Source organism: Shewanella sp. S23-S33 (assembly GCF_043359565.1).
Lineage (GTDB): Bacteria > Pseudomonadota > Gammaproteobacteria > Enterobacterales > Shewanellaceae > Shewanella > Shewanella oncorhynchi.
On sequence record NZ_JBHFFD010000020.1, the window covers coordinates 40,269 to 60,401 of the forward strand.

A 20,133-nucleotide genomic window follows, 5' to 3' on the forward strand; every position below is an offset into this window, starting at 1 on the left:
ACTTTAGGAACTACATTTTAAGATATGGCTTTTAGATTTACTCTAACCATGAAACTAAGGATTTAAACATTGATTAAAAAGGACATTATTACACTTAAGGATCTACAAGCCGTTATTGCCTTGTTTGACGCCATAGCACCAGATGCCGCTTTACCTAAGCGTTATTATGAAAAAAACCGCTATATCCAGTGGTCAGAATTTAAAGACATGCAGGTATACGCACTCGACTTTGAGCCCTATTTAACGATTAGCCAGCGTTGTAATATGACGTATTTTGGCATACATCAAAGTACGCGACGTTTATACCTAGCACACTGTAATGATGCTGGCCACGCACCGCGCTGGGAAGCGAGACCAGTGACCTTAGCGCAACTGATGGATGTAGAGTTAATGGTGAATTTACATAAAAATCATGCCTATAACTTAGGGCTAAACATCTGTTTTGATCTGAACTATTTACTCTGAGCTTTAGTATTAATGTACAAATTCGGATGACTGAATATCGGTTATAGGCCAGACATTATCAGTTGCTAAAATCAATTTGAAATTATCAATGTCACCCGCAACGTTTTTCCGGTACCCGAAGGCACAAGGACAACGGATCTGATTATGCTCGCTCGAGCCAAGAATTAGCCGTTTGGTTCGCTCAAAACTAAGCTGTAGCGAAAAGATGTTTTGGTAAACCCTATACTTTCATAGTATTGCTGTGTGGCAATGCGCTGCATCGATGTAGTGAGTTCGAGTAACTGGCAATTCTCTTGCTTTCCCCTCTCTTTCGCAAAGGCAATCAACTGAGAGCCAACGCCCTGACCCCGCATGTCGTATAACCACAATTGCGGTTATACGACAGATACGACTCAAGGCGGGGAAATAATCAAAGAACATTAAGGCCATCACAGCGACAACTTGCAGGTCACCCTGCACATTATGTTGCTCATACACCAGTAATTCATCACTGCGGCGCAAAGAATCATGCTGATATTGGCTTAACGTCTGGGCTAAAGCGGCACGGGGCAAAGAATAACCGAGTTGCTCAAGTAATACCTGCACACTATCTGTATCCTGTAAGCGGGCTAACCGAATGTTTTTATTCACCATGAGATACCATGCTGTAATCTGCCTAAAGGTAAGTGTCACTCGTACTGGGTTGCACAGTTTAGATGACGGTGACGAAGCAATAGTCCAACGACATTGCCATCTCACGCCACAAAAATCAAAATAAACCCGACAAAGGCACAAGCCCATATTTGCAATGCGATGTAATGCGTTAAAATTCACCACTTAATAGCCATCAGTCAGCAAAACCTTGCACTCATAGGGGCAAGAAAACTAAGATGACAGCGGCTGTACTATAGGATGATATTCGTATTGCCACAGGCCGATGTCATCCGATTTTGCTCACTTTGAGGAATCACTCACAATGTCTAAGATCAACCTGCTTTTGCTGTGCGGCGGCGGAAGTGCCGAACACGATATTTCACTCATGTCGGCCAATTATTTTGAAACCTCACTGGCAAAATCCGAGCAGTTTTGTGTATTGCGTGTCGAACTGGATAAATTTGGTCAATACCGCACCGCTGCGGGTGATGATTGTGAACTGACCAATAGCCGCGAAATTCGCTTCCGCGATGAGAGCAAAGCCCCATGGCCGGTCGATTACGTCATTCCCTGCATTCATGGCTATCCCGGCGAAACAGGTGACATTCAATCCTATTTTAATTTGATCCAACTGCCCTATTTTGGCTGTGAATCCGAGGCTAGCAGTAACTGCTTTAATAAGATCACCGCTAAAATGTGGTTCTCTGCCTTAGGTATTCCGAATACCCCGTATATTTTCCTAAACCAATTCGATGATGCAGCAATAGAGCAAACCCAAGCCGCATTAGCACTATGGGGATCCATCTTCGTCAAAGCGGCCTCACAGGGTTCCTCTGTTGGTTGTTATAAAGTCGATGACAGCGATAAAGTCGCTGGCGTGCTTAAAGATGCTTTCGGCTATGCGCCCTATGTTATCGTTGAAAAAACCATTAAAGCCCGTGAGTTAGAAGTCGCAGTATACGAGTACAACGGTGAAGTGGTGGCGACAGTACCAGGTGAAATCATCTGTGATACCAACACCTTCTACACCTTCGATGAGAAATACGCCAAAAATAGTAAAGCACGCACCGATGTGGTGGCACAGCATGTGTCAGCTGAGATCAGTGAACAAATCCGCGCCTATGCAATCAAGGCATTTAAAGGTATGAAATTGCGTCACCTGTCGCGCATCGACTTTTTCTTAACCGCGGACAATGAAATTTTACTAAATGAAATCAATACCTTTCCAGGTTCCACGCCGATTTCTATGTTCCCCAAAATGCTGCAAAATCACGGTCATGACTTTACTGAATACTTGAGTCTAGTGATTAACAGCCAGATAACCGCTAAATCTTAGCGCTCGCCACCTGACTCAATGTGAACGCAGAGACTCAGTGCAGCACCTGTTTCCAGTAATAAAAAGAGCGCCTCGGCGCTCTTTTTATTTATTATGTTTCAATGTTTTATATCTAAAACTTGAATTATTACTTACATCTAAACCCAATATTAAAATCAGACTGCCACTGATTAAGCCGCCCTCACATCTAGGTCAAACATCAAGGTCAAACGTCAAACCCCTTATGCAACTCAGCTTGCTTTGCCAACAGGGCAAAGAATGCAGCTTTGGGCATAGGCTTATAAAATAAATAGCCTTGAATTTCTTGAATATGATTCGCCATTACAAATTTAAGCTGGGACTCAGTTTCTACCCCTTCTGCCGTCACAGTTAACTCTAACGCATGGCTTAAACGCACTATGGCCTCCACCAACGCTTCGTGGCGTTTGCCTTCATCTAATCTGTCGATAAAGCTCTTATCGATTTTAATTTGATCGATCGGGAAATTAGCCAAATAGGATAAGGACGAATAGCCAGTGCCAAAGTCATCCAAAGAAATTTTAATCCCCTTAACCCGCAAACCATTAAGCACATCAATAAGATACGTATGCTGCTTCATCAGCAAAGATTCAGTGATCTCAAGGGTTAATCTATCATAAGGGAAATCTGTCACCTCAAGTTGCTCGATAATCGCAGCAAAGGATTCCACAAAGGCATCTTGTAGTTCATGGGACCAAAACTCAAAAGTCGAGACATTCACCGATAAATTAATGGGCCAATTTCGTTCCTGCATCTCTAAAATAGTCTGCATAGCACCAAGGCGAACATCTCGACCAATATCAACGATTAAACCACTGTTCTCAGCGATGGGAATAAATTCATCGGGTGGAATAAACGTTCCCTCATGCTGCCAGCGCAGCAGCACTTCAGCACGGACAATCAGGCCTGTGGTCGCATTGACTATAGGTTGGTAATAAAGCTCGAAGGTATGCTGATCTAATGCCTGCTTAAGCTGATTATGAAGGCTAGCAACACGCTCGGCATTTAGCTGCATTTGTTCAGTAAAAAAATGATATCGATTGCGGCCATTTGCCTTAGAAATATACATGGCCTGATCGGCACAATTTAACAACTGTTCAAGATCGAGGGCATCTTCAGGAAAACGTGCAATCCCTATACTTACCGAGCTATAAACGCCTTTTCCATCGGCTAGCACATAATGTTTTGCCACATTTTTGTTAATTGTATCTGCAATTTGTGCCAATTCTTTCTGGTTAACAACCCCAGGTAATAACAAGGCAAACTCATCCCCTCCTAAGCGTGCAAACACCATAGTGTCATCAACACACTCGCTGATCTGTTTAACCACTTGCACTAACAGCGCATCACCTTTGTCATGGCCATGGGTGTCGTTAACTTGCTTAAAGTTATCTAAATCCATCAACATAAAACTAAAGCCGGGTGTCAAACTGTCGGAGGTAATTAACGCTTGGATCTGCTTGAATAACGCATTGCGGTTAGCAAGTCCGGTAAGAGAGTCATTATTGGCCTGATACTTAATCAGCTGCGCCGCTTTCTTACGTTCACTAATATCTGAAAATAGCCATGCAAAACAGGGTTGCTGACCATTGGACTCTCGGAAGGTTGTGACGATAAGGTCAAGATAAAACTCCTCACCATTTCCCCTAAGACCCACTAACTCACCCTGCCACATTCTGTCCTGAGCTAAATGCTCAAATAACCCCACTAATTCATGAGATTGGGATGATGCTAAAAAAATCTTAGGATGAAAGTTAGCGATATCAGTATCTTGAGGGATAACTATATGTCTGAAAGCAGGATTAGCATAGAGAACTGCATCGTCAGAATTGGAAATAACCAGAGCAAGGGGTAACCGGTCAAAAATTTTCACAGCTAAATGCTGAAATTCCATTGCACGACTGCGTTCAATGGCTAAACTCGCCAGTCTTGCCGCCTCTGAAATGAGTTCTAAATCCTGCTCTGTTGGGGACTTTATCGTATCATAATACATGGCAAATGTGCCTAGCACTTTACCATGAGTATCTTTGATAGGTTCTGACCAGCAAGATTTAAGACCTGCACGTAATGGTAGTTCTTTATAATTAACCCAGTAAGGATGTTGAGCGATATCTTCAACGATAACACGCTGCGCATAATAGGCTGCCGTGCCACAAGAACCCACGTTGGGGCCAATTTCGACACCATTAATGGCTTGATTGTAACTGTCGGGTAAATTGGGTGCGGCACCTAATAACAGACGTTTACCGTCAGCACTGAGCAGTAACACAGACCCTCTGGTTCCTACTTTTTGAGCTTCGATTTTTAAGACTAAGGCGTGCAATATTTCATGTAGCGGTGCGCCATTAAGCAGCATAGAAAGAATACTGCTATAACAAGCTATGCTGACATTGTGGGCGAGTTTAACGTCTGCATGATCGAGCAGATCTGGAAGGTTAACGCCGTACGCCATAATTTCCTTAAGAGCAAAGTTGCAATATAAATACTGATTAACAATGTTAAATATTTATAACTTATAAGAAATTCTAGGCACTAATGTTAATTAAGTAAACCCTTTACCTGCGCGGTAAAAGGTTTACTTTAGTCTAAAAAGCAATGCTTTATTCTTGAATACGTTCAAGTTTGGCAAGGTAAAAGCCATCAAAGCCGCTATCGGCTGGGCTGATACTTTCATCCTCAATCAGGCGAAAGTTGGGGTTCTCGGCTAAAAACGCATCCACTTGACCGCGGTTCTCGCAAGGGAAGATAGAACAAGTCGCATAGACGACTATGCCACCGACTTTGACCATGCGGCTGTAACTGCTCAAAATGTGTTTTTGCAGTTCCATTAACACGGGTAAACGCTCTACGGTATCACGCCATTTTGCATCGGGATTACGCTTTAATACACCCAAACCAGAGCAAGGCACATCAAGCAATACCCTATCGGCACTGAGCTTTAAGCGTTTAATGGTTTTACTGCTGGCGATAACACGGGTTTCGACATTGTGTGCCCCATTACGACGGGCACGCTCTTTAAGTTTGTCGAGTTTCCATTGCTCCACATCCATGGCCAACAAGCGTCCTTTACCCTGCATTTGTGCAGCTATATGTAAAGTTTTGCCGCCAGCACCCGCGCAAGCATCGATCACTTTCATCCCCGGCTTGGCATCAAGCGCTGCAGCTACGCGCTGAGAGCCCGCATCCTGCTGCTCGAATAAGCCATCTTTAAAGCTTTGGGTACGGAACAAGGCAGAATCGGAGATCACTTCAAGGGCAGAATCAACCCCATCAACACAGAGCGTGCTCACAAACTCAGCGGCAAGCTTAGCGGCCAGTTCATCACGAGTCACCTTAAGGCTATTAGCGCGTAAAAAACGTTTCGGCGCTGTACTTAACGCGGCGCGCTCTTTTTCCCAAGACTCACCTAGTTGCTCACGGCCCATAACATCGAGCCACTCAGGGCAACCGTCCCACAACACGGGCTTAGTTTTCGCTTGCTCGGTGCGCTCAGCTAAACGCGCCTCATCAACTTGCAACGAATATTGCATTTTAGGCAATTCAAGCCCATGGAATAAATGCCAAGCATTAAGCAATTTAGAGCCAAAACGCTCCATCTCATCTGGACTAATTTCCGCCAGATAACAATATAAATTTAAACGACGTAGGATATCACCCGTCGTTAATGCGATACGCGCCTGTTCGGCGGGTACCAATTGCAACCCAGAAAAATGCTGAGAATAGGCCCGATCTAAGGGTTTCCCTTGGCTCAGCACCATAGTTAAGATACTGATCACTAATTCGTTCGAGCTGGCAGAAAGCGGAGAATTCAACATTTAAAAGGTCACCATGAATGATAAAACCGGAGGATCATAGGAGGTCAGGCCCTAATACGCAAGCGTGCTGCCGCCGAGTTAAGGTTAAAGCCATAAAAAAAGCGATCCTAAGATCGCTTTTTTGCCACAGTCAGTTTAACCCATTACATTTTTGAGCCTTTAGCCCCATAGAACAGGATAAACCCATAACAAATCACGGGCAGAATAAAGGCGAGCTGAACGCCAAGATTATCCGCTAACATGCCCTGGAATAAAGGCAAAATCGCGCCGCCCACAATCGCCAAACACAGAATGCCACTGCCCTGTGAAGTGTGTGGACCTAAATCACGAAGCGCTAAGCTGAAGATCGTTGGGAACATAATCGAGTTAAATAACCCCACCCCAAGGATAGCCCACATGGCAATGTTGCCACTGGTTGTCATCGCTGCAACCACAAGTAGCGCCGCCATAAAAGCATTAAATGCAAGCACTGAGCCTGCTGGTACTTTTTGCATCACCACAGAGCCAATGAAACGTCCCACCATAGCGCCGCCCCAATAATAGGCGATGTAATGGGCGGCTTCGGCTTCTGGCATACCCGCTATATGGCTTTCACCTAAGAAGCTAACTAAAAAGCTACCGATAGACACTTCTGCGCCGACATACACGAAAATACCCACAGCACCGAGCACTAAGTGCTTGCTTTGTAAGGCACTGGTTTTACCTAGATGGGTCTGAACTTCACCTTGAACACTTTCATCATGCTCACGGATCACAGGTAAATCTAACTTCGCAAAAATCAGCGCTAAAATTGCCAAGGCGCCAGAAAGTAACAGGTATGGTAGTTTAACCACTTCCGCTTCAGCGCTCGCTTGGGCTAAATCGCCTGATACTGAACTGGCAACAGAAAGAATTAACATAGCACCAAAAAACGGCGCGACCGTTGTGCCTAAAGCGTTGAACGCTTGCGTTAAATTCAAACGACTCGACGCAGTTTCACGACTGCCTAAGGCATTGACATAAGGATTGGCTGCCACTTGCAGGATTGTGATGCCTGATGCCAAAACAAATAATGCACCGAGGAACAAGTTGTAAGTAGCGAGGGCCGCCGCAGGATAAAACAGCGCACAACCAATACTTGCAATCACGAGACCTGTAACAATTCCCTTTTGATAACCCAGCTTTTTCACTAAGTTACCCGCAGGGATTGAAACTAGAAAATAAGCACCAAAGAAACAAAACTGAATCAACATGGCTTGAGTATAATTCAGTGAAAACACCGCTTTAAGATGCGGGATCAGAATATCGTTCAAGCAGGTGATAAAACCCCACATAAAAAACAGTGAAGTCAATGAGATCAAGGCAAAACGATAACTGCCCGACCCATTTTCGCCAGTGCTGCTCGTGTAGCTACCGGTATTAATTGATGACGCCATAGTTATTCTCTCTGTATGTTTTTATTATCAGGAACTAATTAAGGTTACATTCCCCATGGTGCCCGTGGGCGGGTTTATATCAAACTGTGGGCTTGGGATCCCGTATCTATAACACTTCAACCGAATAAAAATGAATCATTTTCACTTTAACACTGCATAAAAGCTGGTAAATGCCGAAAACTTCAGCTGATTGTGTTCTATTTGTGCGGTTTTAAGGCCGTGTCCCGTCAGCGACTCACTGATTTCAAATGCAGAGAAATCAAACTCGACCTCGGTATCACCTAAATTGAATCCCACGAGCACTTTTATATCGCCTAAGGTGCGAACAAAGGCCAAAATGGGCTCCTTTGTATCAACAAATTTAATATCACCTTCAACTAACACTGGGTGTAACTTACGCCAAGCCAGAAAACGTCGATAACCATTGAGCATAGAATCAGCATCAGATTCTTGTAGATCCACAGCTAACGCTTGGTGCGCAGGTGCAATTGGCAGCCAAGGAGAAACATCACTAAAACCACTAAAGTCAGCGCCTTGCTGCCACGGCATTGGCGTACGGCAACCATCACGCCCCTTAAACATAGGCCAGAATGTTTTGCCAAAGGGATCTTGCAGCTCATGGTATTCAATTGGCGCCTCAGTTAGACCGAGTTCTTCACCTTGATAACTACATATACTGCCGCGCAGCGAACTTAGCATGGCATTGAGCATTTTGACCATGTCTGAATTCTGCTTACCTTGCCCCCAACGACTCGCTACGCGCTGCACATCATGATTGCCGATAGCCCAACATGGCCAGCCATCACCTATGCTCGCTTCCAAAGCCTCTACGGTTTGGCGAATATAACTTGCGCTGTAATCATCAGTCAGCAGCTCAAAACTGTAGGCCATATGCAGGCGATCTTCGCCCTTAGTGTAGGCAGCCATTACAGCCAAAGAATCTTCGGCAGAGACTTCGCCTAAGGTCACCGCTCCTGGATAGCGATTGATGAGCTTTCGTAAATCTTCAATAAAAGCGATGGTTTGCGGACGGTCATTATTGTAGTAATGGTATTGATATGCGTAAGGGTTATCTTCACTGAAACCACGGCCCTGACGTTTATCCTTAGGTTTTGCCGGATTATCCCTGAGCAGTTCATCGTGATAACAAAAGGTAATGGCATCTAAGCGGAAGCCATCTACCCCCTTTTTAAGCCAAAATTCAACGTTATCCAGCACAGCTTGGCGCACTTCGGGATGATGGAAATTAATATCGGGCTGACTACGCAGGAAGTTATGTAAATAGTATTGCTGTCTGCGCGGTTCCCACTCCCAAGCACAACCGCCAAAAATCGCGAGCCAGTTGTTAGGCGCTGTACCGTCTTCCTTAGGATCGGCCCACACATACCAATCCGCCTTGGGATTCGTACGGTTTTCGCGGCTCTCGATAAACCACGCATGTTGGTCCGAGGTATGACTTAATACTTGATCAATAATGACCTTAATACCTAAACCGTGGGCTTTTTCAATCAATTCATCGAAATCATGCATAGTGCCAAAAAGAGGGTCAACTTCACGGTAATCACTGATGTCGTAGCCAAAATCTGCCATAGGAGATTTAAAGAAAGGTGAAATCCAGATGGCGTCGACATTAAGACTCGCAATGTAATCCAGCTTTATGATAATGCCGCGTAAATCCCCGACGCCGTCGCCATTGGTATCTAAAAGGCTACGCGGATAAATTTGGTAAATCACTGCACCACGCCACCACGTTAACTCACTCATTGTTGCCCCTTTATCATTATTCTACAGCGAACTTTCCCTAACACACTCAAGCAAACAGTTATCGTTTTGTTACTGCAGAGTAAAGTCATCGCGGCTTCTTTTGTGTTACCGAGCATACGTGAAGAGGGAAATAAGGTTCAATACACCTGCATACGTATGCAGAAGATGCAGCCAATAGTCACATGGCATCACAATGAAATTTACTCTTTAGTAACAGCCGCTTGATTACAAAATAAAATCATTTTATTCCCTGAGTTCACCCTCTATCACAGTCTATTCTTAACTCTGCTAGGTATTGAATACGTATGCACTCTGTTGTTCAGCTAAGAAACTCGGGAGTAGTATCTTCACCGTTGCATAACAATTTGGTCATAAACGCAGCACTTATGCAGTCAATTAAGCGCCCAGATACCAAAAAAAGGCCGCAAACATAACGCGGTGATAACGATAAAACGCTCTACAAAGCGATAAAGCGACTCCAAGGGGAAGAGATATATGATGCGATTTAAACCCAGTTTGCTAACCTTAGCGCTCATCGCCGCAGGTGCCAGTATGCACTCCTATGCGGCAGATGAAGTGACCACAGATAAGGAAGCAAAAGCAAAAGAAGCTGCGATTGAGGTTATTGAAGTTAAAGGCTTTAGAACCAGTGTCATCAAATCATTAAATGATAAACGCTTTGGAGATACCGTCTCTGAATCGATTTCAGCAGATGATCTTGGCGCCCTTCCCGATCAGTCAATCGCTGATGCACTGACTCGCTTACCAGGCGTGACCGCTGTGCGCACTGGTGGACAAGCAAGCGGCCTCAATATTCGAGGTCTTGATGGTGATTTCGTCTTTGCAACGCTTAATGGACACGAACAAGTGACAACGGGCGGTAAACGCGCGATTGAGTTTGACCAATATCCATCCGAATTAATTAGTCAAGCCGCCGTCTATAAAACACCAAAAGCCTCGCTGATTGAAGGTGGCGTCGCCGGTACGGTAGAATTAAAAACCGCAGATCCCTTAAAAAGCGACAAAGACCAATCATTTAATATCAATGCTCGCGGCAGTTTTAATGACAGAGCGGATGAGATTTCCGATGCAGATCAATATGGCAACCGTCTTAGCTTTGCCTATCAAGGCAAATTCCTTGAAGATACACTCGGTGTGGCGCTAGGCTATGCCCATTTGTACCAACCTTATGTTGCAAGTCAATTCATTGGTTTACGTTTCAACGACGATAAAAAAGATGTCAATGGCGACGGTGCTGCCGAATCAATCAGTGAAGGTTTTGAGTTACAGCAAAAAGGCGGTGATGATACACGTGATGGTTATATGGCTGCTATCCATTGGCAACCAACAGACAATCTCAGTGTAAAAAGTGATTTATTCCATTCAAAATTCACTTCCGAAAACTTTGCCCGAGGCTTTCGCGTTAAATCATTAAAAAACGGTACTATTAGTGATGCGGTTGTCGAAAATGGTTCTATGACAGGCGGAACGGTATCAACTGATGGTACTGATAACTTTGCCGTTTTTGTGATTAACGATAACGACTCAAAATATTCAGAACTGACATCAGGCTCAGTCAATATTGAGTGGAACAATGGCGGCGCATTAACTGTCGCAGGTGATGTGAGCTATTCAAAAGCCGATGGTGAGTTCGTCAACGGCGGCACGCGTGCCGTTTTATATGATGATATAGGTAATGAAGTACGCTCAGCCGAATCAATTAATTATCAACTACATGGTTTAAGCCCAGCCGATGTCAGTTTTTCAAACGACTATACCAATACCGCGACCTTGGGTTTAAAAGAAGTGGGTATGTGGCCATACGATCAACAAAATGATCTTGTCGCTTACAAGTTAGACTTTAACTATGTGCTGGACTCATCCTTCCTGAGTTCTGTCGATTTCGGCGCACGCTACTCAAAACGTGAATTCAACGCCCAGCGCTCTCAAGCAGGCTACGGCTTCGAATTTGACACTAACCCCGCCAACCAACCAGTGTTGGTGTTAAATGATGACATGACAAATGTAGTCAATTTCGGTGGTGAACTTTCAGGCTACCCCAGCTTCCTATCGATCGATTTCGACAAGGCTGTGGAGCTGGTCAACAATCAATTGGCAGCGACGGGTCAAGGCCCATTTAATCCGACGGCTAACTGGTCGGATAACTGGACCATGATCCAAAGCGGTGCCGTTAATGAAGATATACTGGCAGGATATGTACAGGGCAATCTAGAGTTTGATCTGGGTGATGTCAAAGTAACAGGTAACCTAGGGCTGCGAGTGGTTCACACGGATCAGAACAGCACAGGTCTGCAACAAATCGGCTTCGGTTTGGGCGAGCCTATCGCGGACGAAAAGGGTGTTATCAGCACTGACTATATCCGCAATGAAATCGGTCAGACCTACACAGACTACTTACCATCACTCAACCTCAACTTCCACTTGACGTCAAATGATCAACTGCGTTTCGCCGCAGCCTCTGTGATGGCTCGTCCTCCGATCAATAAGCTGAAGTCAGGACGAGGTAACTGGTATTCCGACGAAAATAAAGGCTATAAGACATACAATGCTTGGGGTAACACCAGCCCTTTGCTTGATCCTTTCTATGCCGATCAATTCGATCTGTCTTACGAGCATTATTTCGAAGACAGTGAAGGCGCAGTGGTGATAGCTCTGTTCTATAAAGACATCAAGTCTTTCATCAACGATTTCACTATCACTGAATTTGATTTTGAATCTGAAGGTTTTATTGTCCCAGATACAGTAGTTGATAATGGCGTCACTTATCCTGTTAATAAAAATTTGGGTCAATATCAAACTGCGATCAACAACGACAATGGCGGCTACATTCGTGGTGTTGAGTTAGGTTATACCCAAGTCTTTGATTTCCTACCATCGCCACTCAGCGGTCTTGGCTTCACTGGCAGCTACTCGTATTCAGACAGTGAAGTGGAATTTACCACAGATTTAAGTGGTTCAAACTTAACCATTCCATTACCAGGTTTATCAGAAAGCGTACTCAACACCACCTTGTTCTATACTCTGGACGGTTTCGATACTCGCGTCAGCATGAGATATCGTAGCAGCTATGTTTCAGAACAAGTGGCAGTTGAATCACAACTTGCTTTCTTCGATGCCGAAACGATTGTGGATTATCAAGCTTCATACGCTCTGGAAAATGGACTTAAGTTCTTATTCCAAATTAATAACTTAACTGATGAACCGAACAAAACCTATTTTGGTGAAGAACATCAGACAGGAACAATCCAATACTTCGGTAGACAGTACTTCCTAGGGTTAAGTTACTCTTTATAAACTACCCCAAATAAAGCCTGCTTCAATTAAGAAGCAGGCTTTTGCTTATGTAGATTTCAGCATTTCTAACATTCATCATGCCAGCACGTTTTACTTATTTCTCTTTAAAAGGCTTACATTATGATCCGTCAAAACCTAATGATTGCGCTTTATTTATGCTTGGTTTGCTCTTCATTTAATACGGCCTATGCAAACACCTTTGAGCCAGATATATCGACGGACGTTAAGCTTGAACCCGCTTTTTGGTGGGCGGGAATGCAGAATCCTGAGTTACAGCTGATGCTGTATAGCCGCGAACTTCCAAGCTTACCGCAGCAGATTAAGGTTGATATACAAGGAAAAGGCATCGCACTTAAAAGCCTTGAGCACACTGATAACCCTCACTATCTGTTTATCAATTTAGATCTGAGCCAAGCTGCGCCGCAAACCTTTGAACTAGTGATTTCAAGCACTGACTCTGCTTCAAAAGCCAATAAACCTCTTTATCGCCTGGCCTATACGTTGCAAGGGCGCGCTAAAGGTAGCCGTGAGCGCCAAGGATTTAGCAATAAGGATGTGATTTACCTTATCACGCCGGACCGATTCGCCAATGGCGACACAAGTAATGACAATCAAGCCGATATGTTAGAGCAAGTCGCGGCTAACTCTCCTAGCAATTCCAGCAACCCCTATTATCCCGATGCTCGCCATGGCGGCGATATAGCAGGGATCAGCCAGCACTTAGATTATCTGGCAAAACTTGGCGTGACTCAGTTATGGATCAATCCACTGCTTGAGAATAATCAAGCCCAGTATTCATACCACGGTTACTCAATTACCAATTTATACCGCGTCGATCCCCGCTTTGGCAGCAACGAGGATTATAAAGCCTTAGTCGCTAAGGCTAACAAGCTTGGCCTAGGGGTGATTAAAGATGTTGTGGTGAATCATATCGGCTCTAACCATTGGTGGCTCAACGATTTACCCAGCCATGACTGGCTGAACGATGCCACAAAAACGCAGCTAAAGAATCAAGAATCCAAGCCTAATTTGACTCAGTCTGCCGATGCTAAATCCAGCGCTATCACATCCAGCGTTACCAGCCCCCGTTTCACCAGCCATAGGCGCACGACAGTGCAAGATCCCTACGCGGCAGCGCAAGATCATATTGATTTTGTCGACGGCTGGTTTACCGACACTATGCCAGATCTAAATCAAAGCAATCCAAAACTGGCAACCTATCTTATCCAAAACAGTATTTGGTGGGTCGAGTACGCAGGACTTTCGGGGATACGTGAAGATACTTACTCCTACGCCGACAAAGCATTTCTCGCTAAATGGTCTAAGGCCGTGATGACTGAATACCCCCATTTTAATATTGTGGGTGAAGAATGGACCGCAAACCCCATCACAGTGTCCTATTGGCAAAAGGGCAAAATCAATGCCGATGGCTATACCTCAAATTTACCCAGTTTGATGGACTTCCCGCTATATGAAAAATTGATTGCCAGCCTTAATGAGCCAGAAAGCTGGGATACGGGTTTTATCAAGCTTTACGAGATGTTAGCCAACGATGTTGTGTATGCAGAACCTAGTAAGCTAGTGCTATTTGAAGGCAATCACGACACCAATCGTATCTTCAGTTTAGTGAAAGAAAATATAGACTTATACAAGATGGCCCTCACCTATGTGCTGACCGCCAAACGCATTCCGCAGCTGTTCTACGGTACAGAAGTGTTGATGACAAGCCCAACCGAGGGCCGTCACGATGGCGTTGTACGCAGTGATTTTCCCGGCGGGTTTGCCAACAGTGCCACTAACGCCTTTACCGGCCAAGGACTGAGTGAACCTCAACGACAAGCGCAGCAATTTATCCGTACCCTACTGAATTACCGTAAACAATCCCCTGCGCTGCAATCGGGCGATTTACTGCACTTTGTGCCGCAGGATGGCATCTATGTGCAATTTCGCTGCTTATTAAATGATCCATTATCAGCTGAACAGAAAGCCGAAGCACTTAAGTCACTAATACAAAACAATTCTCAAACCCAACACAATGCCTGTACTCAGCCCTTAGCCGATAAAGTCATGGTGATTTACAATAAAAATGAAAAAGCAGTCACGCTAGATGTAAACCGCTTTGCCAGTGTACTTGGCGATAGCGGCGACGCTACAGATATCATCAGTGGCAACACAGTTTCACTCAATCAAGCGCTTGCATTGCCCCACGCAGGGGTCACAATCCTTGAGCTTAAAGCCAGACCGCAGCTAAATACTGGCTTACCTAGCCGTCAAACCTCTAATCATATGAGTTACTCAGCTAGCGATTTAACTCAGGCTCAAACAACTCACCCAATCAAAAACTCAACCCTAAAAGGAATTCAGTCTTGAGCTTTTTATCGCCTATCAATTCCCGAGTGACTCAGTGCCCTGAAGAGGCTAAATTTCCCATAGTGGCTTTACTGACCAAAGCAGCGAAAGCCCAGCAGCGTCGACAGTCATCACTCAGCTTATGTTTAAACGCTCTATTCAGTGCCTCTTTATTAACTGCCTCGCTTTTTAGCTTATCGGCTGATGTGAATGCATCGGCGCTGACGCTTGATAATGAGTTACTACCAAAGTCTGAGAGTGAGGTTATGACGCTTAAACCTGTGGTGTATCAAATCTTTACTCGCCTTTATGGCAATAAAAATCCAACCAACAAACCTTGGGGCACGATTGCCGACAATGGCGTCGGCAAGTTTAATGATATCAATGATATTGCACTCAATAGTATCAAGGACCTAGGTGTTACCCATGTGTGGTACACGGGCGTTCCCCACCATGCATTGATTGGTGATTACAGCGCGATTGGCGTAAGTACTGATGATCCCGATGTGGTAAAAGGCCGTGCGGGCTCACCCTACGCAGTCAAAGATTACTACAACGTCAATCCAGATCTGGCGGTCAATCCCGCCAACCGTTTAGCCGAGTTCGAAGCGCTCATTGCCCGTACCCATCACCACGGCTTAAAGGTGATTATCGATATAGTGCCAAACCATGTGGCGCGCCATTATCAATCCGTTAATAAACCCCAAGGCGTGCGCGATTTTGGCGAAGATGATGATACCAGTCTGGAGTACGCCAAAAACAACAACTTCTATTACGTTGTTGATAAAGTTGATGTTAATAATGGCTCGGAGGGGGCAAAGGGACAAGCGCATGCCTTTGAAGTGCCAAGCTTACCCGCAAATCTTAAACCGCTGGGCGGAGAAGCTCACCCATTAAGTGACGGCAAATTCAACGAATTTCCCGCAAAATGGACTGGTAATGGCTCACGCTTAGCCAAGCCCGATGCCAATGATTGGTACGAAACAGTCAAAATCAATTACGGCGTACGCCCCGATGGCACCTATGACTTCCCTCGCCTGCCAGCCAATTTCGCCACTTTAACGCAGGCGCAGCATTACGCTTTCTGGCAACAACACTTAGCCGAGCTCCCAAGCTCTTGGATTAAATTCAATCAGATTGCGCAATACTGGCTAGCGAAAGGGGTCGATGGCTTTCGCTATGATATGGCCGAAATGGTGCCAGTGGAGTTTTGGAGCTATCTCAACAGCCAGATAAAACACACAAATCCCGATGCCTTTATCTTAGCCGAGGTCTATAACCCTAACTTGTACCGAGATTATATCCAACTTGGCAAAATGGATTATCTGTACGATAAGATCAATCTTTACGACACCCTAAAAGCCGTGATGGGGGGTAAAACCAGCACAGCTAATATCGCGGCAGATCAGGAAAAAGTGCAGGAAATTGAATCTCACATGCTGCACTTTTTAGAAAACCACGACGAGCAACGTATTGGTAATGCAGCATTTTTAGCATCGCTGCACACAAATAAGCCCACCGTAACCCAAGCCGTTAATCTACACTATGCCCTACCCGCTATGGTAGTGTCGGCAACGATAGGCACTTCACCGACGTTAGTGTATTTTGGCCAAGAAGTGGGAGAAGCCGCCATCGACAACCCAGGATTTGGTCATGCATCACGCACCAGTATTTTTGACTATGTTGGCGTCCCAGCCCATCAGCGCTGGATGAACAATGGCAAGTTTGATGGTGGACAATCAACCGTAAAGGAAGCCACTTTGCGGGCTTATTATCAAAAATTACTGAACCTAAGCACAGGTAAAAATGTACCTGCACTCTTAGGAGAGTATTACTCGCTCGATGCCGCCAACCGCAGCGCACAAACCGCCACAATGGATACTCATGGCAGTGCAACGGGTTATGATGACAGCACTTTTGCCTTTGTGCGCTTTGAGGAAAATACGACCAATAAAAAGGGCCAAAAACTGATTATTGTGAATAACTTTAATCAAATCCAAGCAAAGCCATTATCCCTTAAGCTGCCAAAGCCACTTATCGACCAATGGCAGTTAACGGATGGGACCTATCCACTTAAGGATTTGCTGGAAGACAATAAAGCGCAGTTGGTTGTCAAACAAGGGGAAGGACAAGTTCAGATGCAACTTGCACCGCTGTCTTCGGCCATATTCGAGCTGGAAGATTAAACGAGCAAAAGCCAAGGTGAGCTAAAAAGTGAAATCGACCGATAGCGTCACGCTAAACTGTGACGCTATCTTTTTTTAACCGTTATACTCTCAAACCTTTCTATCTTATTTGATCAACCATTAAAAATCACAAAGGAAAGCGATGTTACTCGGCATTCACCATGCAGCGATTATTTGCAGCGACTATCAAAAGTCCAAACACTTTTATGTAACCATTCTTGGCCTTACCGTGCTTGCAGAGCATTTCCGTGAGGCACGTAAGTCCTATAAACTTGATTTACAACTGGCCGATAAGAGTCAAATTGAGTTGTTTTCATTCGATAATCCACCCAAACGACCAAGCTATCCCGAAGCCTGTGGACTTAGGCATCTCGCCTTTCGCGTAGCATCGATTGAAACCGCCATCGAACATCTTCATAGCCATCACATTACCGTTGAACCCGTCCGCATTGACGAATACACAGGCAGAAAATTCACCTTCTTTAGCGATCCCGACGGCTTACCCTTAGAGTTATATGAGCTATAGCACGAGTGAAATAAGGCAACATCGCAGCAATAAGATGAATAAAGCTTAATTACGCTACGGGATAGTCAGCATTAGACTCAATAAAACGACGCAGCCGTTTAACCAATAGTTTAAGTAATCGATTGACCGGTTTGACGCTGCGATAAGGTCAAAGCCTACCTAGGCTAACCATTTAGGAACTCAAGATGTTTGATAATCCAGCATTATTACTATGGAGTTTAGTCTTTAGCCTCTTTGGTCTTGGCTTTTTCACCTATGGCAAACGCCAAGGTGCACCCATCCCCCTCGTCGTTGGGATAACCCTGATGCTCTACCCTTATTTTGTCAGCAACCTAATCTTACTCGTCTGCATCGGCATAGCACTCATCGCGCTACCGTATTTTGTGAAGTTGTAACAAGCGATCTTTGTCATAGCTAGATTGAAAAGCTCGTATCTATCAGAGCAAAGAGGACTTATGTCTTACTCGACAAAATGACCTTATTCCACTATCTATCACTGGTCATGACTTTACTGGCCAAGCCAATAAGCAACACACCTGATATCCCCTCTAAGGCTCTCGAATAACGCAGGGAATTGGGGCGACTAAATACCCAGCTTCCTGCCGACGCATAAAGGACGTTACACAAGGTCGCTAACAAACTGAAAATAAGACCAAGGGTTAACAGCTGAATTGACGTTGAACCCGCTAACGGGTCAATAAACTGCGGCAAAAAAGAGAGGAAAAATAAAGCGACTTTAGGATTAAGTACACTAACGACAATGCCTTGGAAAACTACGTTGCCGTTTGGTTTGCTATTGTCATCAACCACAATTTTATTATTGCCACGCCACATTGATATTAACGCTTGAATGCCTAAATACACTAGATACACGGCCCCCAACCACTTCACAATACTAAAAGCCAACGCTGAACTGAGAATGATGGCAGATAATCCCAAGCTAGCAGCAAGCGTGTGAACAAAATAACCCACACCTAAACCCATCGCAGCTTTAAGCCCACTGATCATTTTCCCTTTCATTGTGTTAGATACAATGTAGATGACATCGGGTCCAGGGATAAGATTGATAGCAAGGCAAGCAACTGCAAACAGTAATAGTGAATTTAAATCCATTTAATTTTTCTCCTTGTTAAACGCGTAATCTATCGCGCCGCTTAAGTGGTGTCCGACGCAATACCGCAGCCTCTGTAAACCACTTTAAAAAAAAATCAAAACGTTAACTACAAGTAAATTGGTAACCAGAACCTGTGCTCAACTTTATATACTTTTTGCTCACGTCTTGATTCAAAGCAAACTTCAATTTGCTCATCCTTAACGATCTTAATTTGCGCTTAATTTCTTTATTCACGGCAAATCGTTAAACGGCGCATCGCAAAAATGCCCAATAGTGAAAGTATTAATAAAGATAAGCTGCCACCGCCGCTGTAACCTTGTTTATGTTCTATGGTGGCGACGTGCTCTTCCTTAACCCGAGTTTTAAAACGGGCAAGCTCGTCATCTAAATTGACTATCATGTCGTTCACCGCAAGATCAAAGCCCTCGTAAGATTTCTCTCTTAGGGTTGTCGTCACGCCAACAGCGGTTGAACTCTCAGTTAACTGATTAATACCTGGCGCCCTAAATAACATCTTCTGGCTACGCATATCGAAAACGGCTGTATCAACAAAGGTTTGAATCGCATTTTCATTGCCGGGGATTAAATACATGCCCACGATAGTCCAATAAAGAATGGCGGATTTGTTCTCGTGGCTTTGCATCAATTGATCGTAAGAAACCAATGCCATCACATCAACATCATGCAGGCGAGCAACCTGCTGCAAGGTTTCAAAACCTTTACCATTTTTAAGATAGGTACTTGGGATCACTTCGATACGATCGATATAGTCATATTTGACAAAGGATTTTTTCACCTTATCAAGTAATGCCATCTGAGTTCGGCTATCAATTGCATCGGCTTGCCAATGGGACGAAGGCAAGAAAGCGATGCCGACGGTAATAGGTAAACGCAGCACAGGTAAGGATGGCTGCTGGGCTTGGCGACTCTTCTCATCGGGGTATAAATATTCAACTAAGCTACTTGATACCGCATTTTTCTCCGTAGTATTACCGTTAAAAAATGCACTACAACCGCTCAGTGAAAGCATGGCGAATGAGGCTATGCCACAGGCTATTACCTTAAGTTTCATTTGTTTCCCTACCGTATCCATACACTTGCTGTTAATGATGAAAACTGAACCCACAACTAATGCAGATTTTGGATTACCTTATCCACTCATCAGAGTAAAAACAAGCTGTTATGTTCACATATCAC

The 20,133-nt window shown here is 44.5% G+C and carries 13 protein-coding genes and 1 pseudogene; 7 read left to right on the forward strand and 7 right to left on the reverse strand.

Going from position 1 to position 20,133, the window contains the following annotated elements:
* The first annotated feature begins 69 nt into the window (after positions 1-69).
* Positions 70-465, forward strand: a complete 396-nt coding sequence (locus tag ACHA99_RS05980) for a hypothetical protein (protein WP_251068837.1) — start codon at positions 70-72, stop codon at positions 463-465.
* Positions 466-629: 164 nt separating this feature from the next.
* Here the strand turns inward: ACHA99_RS05980 and ACHA99_RS05985 are convergent.
* Positions 630-1,098, reverse strand: a pseudogene (locus ACHA99_RS05985) (GNAT family N-acetyltransferase).
* Between the two features lie 322 nt (positions 1,099-1,420).
* Between ACHA99_RS05985 and ACHA99_RS05990 the strand changes: the two are divergent.
* Positions 1,421-2,434 carry a D-alanine--D-alanine ligase gene (locus tag ACHA99_RS05990; protein WP_168825124.1) on the forward strand — a complete coding sequence of 338 codons (1,014 nt, stop codon included), beginning with the start codon at positions 1,421-1,423 and terminating at the stop codon, positions 2,432-2,434.
* A gap of 205 nt (positions 2,435-2,639) precedes the next feature.
* On the opposite strand, the gene ACHA99_RS05995 is transcribed toward ACHA99_RS05990, so the two are convergent.
* The 4 genes from ACHA99_RS05995 to ACHA99_RS06010 all read right to left on the reverse strand — a co-directional run bounded on the left by ACHA99_RS05995 (position 2,640) and on the right by ACHA99_RS06010 (position 9,446).
* A complete protein-coding gene (locus ACHA99_RS05995) occupies positions 2,640-4,904 on the reverse strand; it encodes an EAL domain-containing protein (protein WP_393941664.1) in 2,265 nt (754 codons plus the stop codon).
* Positions 4,905-5,052: 148 nt separating this feature from the next.
* Complete coding sequence (locus tag ACHA99_RS06000) at positions 5,053-6,267, reverse strand: RsmB/NOP family class I SAM-dependent RNA methyltransferase (RefSeq protein WP_393941666.1); 1,215 nt, start codon at positions 6,265-6,267, stop codon at positions 5,053-5,055.
* A gap of 143 nt (positions 6,268-6,410) precedes the next feature.
* Positions 6,411-7,682: a sugar MFS transporter gene (locus ACHA99_RS06005; RefSeq protein ID WP_393941668.1), complete on the reverse strand. Its 1,272-nt coding sequence runs from the start codon at positions 7,680-7,682 to the stop codon at positions 6,411-6,413.
* Positions 7,683-7,823: 141 nt separating this feature from the next.
* A complete protein-coding gene (locus ACHA99_RS06010; RefSeq protein WP_263195791.1) occupies positions 7,824-9,446 on the reverse strand; it encodes an alpha-glucosidase family protein in 1,623 nt (540 codons plus the stop codon).
* 495 nt (positions 9,447-9,941) lie between these two features.
* Between ACHA99_RS06010 and ACHA99_RS06015 the strand changes: the two genes are divergently transcribed.
* From ACHA99_RS06015 to ACHA99_RS06035, 5 genes are all read left to right on the forward strand, one after another.
* A complete protein-coding gene (locus tag ACHA99_RS06015) occupies positions 9,942-12,761 on the forward strand; it encodes a TonB-dependent receptor (RefSeq protein WP_393941671.1) in 2,820 nt (939 codons plus the stop codon).
* Positions 12,762-12,881: 120 nt separating this feature from the next.
* A complete protein-coding gene (locus ACHA99_RS06020) occupies positions 12,882-15,131 on the forward strand; it encodes a glycoside hydrolase family 13 protein (protein WP_393941673.1) in 2,250 nt (749 codons plus the stop codon).
* Entirely contained in the window at positions 15,128-17,296 is a 2,169-nt protein-coding gene (locus ACHA99_RS06025) for an alpha-amylase family protein (RefSeq protein ID WP_393941675.1), read from the forward strand. Before ACHA99_RS06020 ends, ACHA99_RS06025 begins: the two co-directional genes overlap by 4 nt.
* A 142-nt stretch (positions 17,297-17,438) precedes the next feature.
* A complete protein-coding gene (locus ACHA99_RS06030) occupies positions 17,439-17,822 on the forward strand; it encodes a VOC family protein (protein ID WP_113939623.1) in 384 nt (127 codons plus the stop codon).
* A gap of 185 nt (positions 17,823-18,007) precedes the next feature.
* Entirely contained in the window at positions 18,008-18,217 is a 210-nt protein-coding gene (locus tag ACHA99_RS06035) for a hypothetical protein (RefSeq protein WP_113939622.1), read from the forward strand.
* Between the two features lie 91 nt (positions 18,218-18,308).
* Here ACHA99_RS06035 and ACHA99_RS06040 read toward each other — a convergent pair whose 3' ends face one another.
* Both ACHA99_RS06040 and rhlP read right to left on the reverse strand, forming a co-directional pair.
* Positions 18,309-18,935 carry a LysE family translocator gene (locus ACHA99_RS06040; RefSeq protein ID WP_393941677.1) on the reverse strand — a complete coding sequence of 209 codons (627 nt, stop codon included), beginning with the start codon at positions 18,933-18,935 and terminating at the stop codon, positions 18,309-18,311.
* Between the two features lie 227 nt (positions 18,936-19,162).
* Complete coding sequence (gene rhlP / locus ACHA99_RS06045) at positions 19,163-20,008, reverse strand: rhombotarget lipoprotein (RefSeq protein WP_212600581.1); 846 nt, start codon at positions 20,006-20,008, stop codon at positions 19,163-19,165.
* Between the last annotated feature and the right edge of the window lie 125 nt (positions 20,009-20,133).

What these genes read in the sequence shown, in the direction of transcription:
- ACHA99_RS06040 (WP_393941677.1), bottom strand. Translation starts at nt 18,935, where the DNA reads ATGGATTTAAATTCACTATTACTGTTTGCAGTTGCTTGCCTTGCTATC.
- ACHA99_RS06015 (WP_393941671.1), top strand. Translation starts at nt 9,942, where the DNA reads ATGATGCGATTTAAACCCAGTTTGCTAACCTTAGCGCTCATCGCCGCA.
- ACHA99_RS05995 (WP_393941664.1), bottom strand. Translation starts at nt 4,904, where the DNA reads ATGGCGTACGGCGTTAACCTTCCAGATCTGCTCGATCATGCAGACGTT.
- ACHA99_RS06000 (WP_393941666.1), bottom strand. Translation starts at nt 6,267, where the DNA reads ATGTTGAATTCTCCGCTTTCTGCCAGCTCGAACGAATTAGTGATCAGT.
- ACHA99_RS06020 (WP_393941673.1), top strand. Translation starts at nt 12,882, where the DNA reads ATGATCCGTCAAAACCTAATGATTGCGCTTTATTTATGCTTGGTTTGC.
- ACHA99_RS06010 (WP_263195791.1), bottom strand. Translation starts at nt 9,446, where the DNA reads ATGAGTGAGTTAACGTGGTGGCGTGGTGCAGTGATTTACCAAATTTAT.
- ACHA99_RS06005 (WP_393941668.1), bottom strand. Translation starts at nt 7,682, where the DNA reads ATGGCGTCATCAATTAATACCGGTAGCTACACGAGCAGCACTGGCGAA.
- rhlP (WP_212600581.1), bottom strand. Translation starts at nt 20,008, where the DNA reads ATGAAACTTAAGGTAATAGCCTGTGGCATAGCCTCATTCGCCATGCTT.
- ACHA99_RS06030 (WP_113939623.1), top strand. Translation starts at nt 17,439, where the DNA reads ATGTTACTCGGCATTCACCATGCAGCGATTATTTGCAGCGACTATCAA.
- ACHA99_RS05990 (WP_168825124.1), top strand. Translation starts at nt 1,421, where the DNA reads ATGTCTAAGATCAACCTGCTTTTGCTGTGCGGCGGCGGAAGTGCCGAA.
- ACHA99_RS06035 (WP_113939622.1), top strand. Translation starts at nt 18,008, where the DNA reads ATGTTTGATAATCCAGCATTATTACTATGGAGTTTAGTCTTTAGCCTC.